At 68.6% G+C, this 1,626-nt stretch carries 4 protein-coding genes; 2 read left to right on the forward strand and 2 right to left on the reverse strand.

The genetic code is table 11. The features are described from left to right. Positions 1 to 4 precede the first annotated feature (4 nt). Positions 5 to 349, forward strand: a complete 345-nt coding sequence (locus WA965_RS24310; RefSeq protein ID WP_526448158.1) for a metallopeptidase family protein — start codon at positions 5 to 7, stop codon at positions 347 to 349. Between the two features lie 67 nt (positions 350 to 416). After that, a complete protein-coding gene (locus WA965_RS24315) occupies positions 417 to 623 on the forward strand; it encodes a hypothetical protein (RefSeq protein WP_526302687.1) in 207 nt (68 codons plus the stop codon). On the opposite strand, the gene WA965_RS24320 is transcribed toward WA965_RS24315, so the two are convergent. Beyond that, positions 603 to 1,301, reverse strand: a complete 699-nt coding sequence (locus WA965_RS24320) for a histidine phosphatase family protein (protein WP_526302688.1) — start codon at positions 1,299 to 1,301, stop codon at positions 603 to 605. The two genes, WA965_RS24315 and WA965_RS24320, sit on opposite strands and share 21 nt — an antisense overlap. Next, positions 1,298 to 1,626, reverse strand: a 329-nt coding sequence (locus WA965_RS24325; RefSeq protein WP_526448157.1) for an ACT domain-containing protein, incomplete at its 5' end; no start/stop codon positions are given. The genes WA965_RS24320 and WA965_RS24325, both read right to left, overlap by 4 nt.

Genomic DNA, 1,626 nt, shown 5'->3' on the forward strand with positions numbered 1-1,626 from the left:
GACCGTGCGGATGACCCCGCAACGGTTCGACGAGTTGGTCGGTGACGCGCTCGACCTCATTCCGTCCGAGCTGGCGCGGGCGATCGACAACGTGGTGATCCTGGTCGCCACGCGCAACGACGACGAGCCGGACCTGCTCGGTCTGTACGAGGGCATCGCGTTGACCGAACGGGATTCGTCGTACGGCGGTTCGCTGCCGGACACGATCACGATCTACCGGGACGCGCTGCTCGACGTCTGCGGCAGCCCCGAAGAGGTGGTCGAGGAGGTCGCCGTCACGGTGATCCACGAGATCGCGCACCACTTCGGCATCGATGACGACCGGCTCCACGAGCTGGGTTGGGCCTGACGGACTCACCGAGCGGACTCACGCGCGGCAACCGGAAGTCGTCGGTACGGAGTGCTATGAACGGGTCATGACCCGTGAATGCCGTGCCTGCCGCGCAGGCCTGGAGCACTGCCACGGTGCGCTCATTCACCACGCCTTCCGGCGTGCCGAATGCACCGAGGACGAGTGCCTGGCCGCCGCGGGTGAGCACTCCATGCACCTCGACTGCACTGCCGTCGGCTGTATGTGCGACCAGCTCGAATCAGTGGTCTTCTCAGCCCATCGGCTCGGATGAGCGCCGTGCCTCGTGGACAACGGTCGCCGTCGCCGTGCCGGCGAAGGGTGGGGTCAGCGCACCCCACTGCACGCAGCTCCAACGGCCATCGGTGATCGGGGCCAGGACCACCGATTCGGTGTTCGCGAGGTGATGGTCGATCGCGAACGCTCCGTCGACACCCGCGAGCACCGCGGAGACGAGCCGGATGGCTGCGCCGTGGCTGACCACCACGATGTCACCGGGGAACGCATCGTCGTCGAGATAGCGCAGCCTGAGCTGTTCGAGCACCGGCAGGTACCGGTCGAGGACCTGATGGGCGCTCTCACCACCGGGAAGGGGCACGCTCAGCTCACCGCCGTGCCAGCGCCGGTAGATCCCGTTGAACTCGTCGTGTGCGGCTTCGTCGCTGCGGTTCTCCAGGTCGCCGACCTGAACCTCGTGAATGCCTTCGAACTCGTGCAACCCGGCGACCGGGGCCGCGCTGATCAGGCCGGATATCTCCGATGCGGTCTGCACGGCGCGGGTGGCGATCGAGTGGGCGATCATCGCCGGTGGGCGCGGGAGCGCCCGGGCGAAGGCCCTCGCCTGATCACGTCCGAGATCGGTCAGTTCGGCGCCGGGCGGGCGGGTGTCCAGGCGACGGTCGACGTTGCCGTGCGTCTGGCCGTGCCGCACCAGCACCAACCGGCCGCTCACGGCCGGCCCTTCCGCATCCGCTCGAGCCACTCGGCCGATTCATCCATCGGCGGAGGCGTCGCCCCCACCACCTCGCCCGTCGGCCACGAGCCCAGATAGCGGACGTCGGCACACCGGCGGTGCAGCGCCCGAAGCGCCTCGGCGACCGAGTCGTCGTCGATGTGTCCGACGAAGTCCAGGAAGAAGACGTAGGTGCCGAGTTCGGTACGGGTGGGCCGGGACTCGATGCGGGTGAGGTCGATGTCGCGGATCGCCAGCTCCGTCATGGCCGACACCAGCGCGCCCGGCACGTTGGCCACCCGCAACGCCACCGATGTCCGGTCCG

It is taken from the genome of Mycobacterium sp., from assembly GCF_049683935.1.
Lineage (GTDB): Bacteria > Actinomycetota > Actinomycetes > Mycobacteriales > Mycobacteriaceae > Mycobacterium.

Bases quoted from the DNA above. Each gene is read 5' to 3' on its own strand.
- WA965_RS24315 (WP_526302687.1), top strand. From the start codon at position 417: ATGACCCGTGAATGCCGTGCCTGCCGCGCAGGCCTGGAGCACTGCCAC.